This is a genomic window from Mesorhizobium sp. M7A.F.Ca.MR.148.00.0.0 (assembly GCF_003997735.1).
Taxonomy (GTDB): domain Bacteria; phylum Pseudomonadota; class Alphaproteobacteria; order Rhizobiales; family Rhizobiaceae; genus Mesorhizobium.
Genome location: NZ_RZTB01000704.1, coordinates 1 through 235 on the forward strand (window position 1 = coordinate 1; position 235 = coordinate 235).

The following is a 235-nucleotide window of genomic DNA, read 5'->3' on the forward strand; positions in this document are numbered from 1 at the left end:
TGGCGCCAGCAGCGGGCTGGGCGAAGCCGCCGCACGGCTTCTGGCCAGGGAGGGCGCAAAACTGGTGCTGGGCGCACGCCGCCTCGACCGGCTGCAGGTGCTGGCCAGCGAGCTTTCACTTGGCGAGGGCGCCATCCTTCAGACCGACGTCACCGACGTCGGCCAGGTCCGACGTCTGGTCGACCATGCGGTCGAGACGCATGGCCGCGTAGACGTCATCATCAACAATGCCGGC

1 protein-coding gene is annotated in these 235 nt (G+C 68.9%); it reads left to right on the forward strand.

Annotated features, from left to right (window positions below; genetic code table 11):
* The coding region (locus EOB49_RS35910; RefSeq protein ID WP_127383587.1) for an SDR family NAD(P)-dependent oxidoreductase at window positions 1–235 on the forward strand (235 nt) is incomplete at both ends.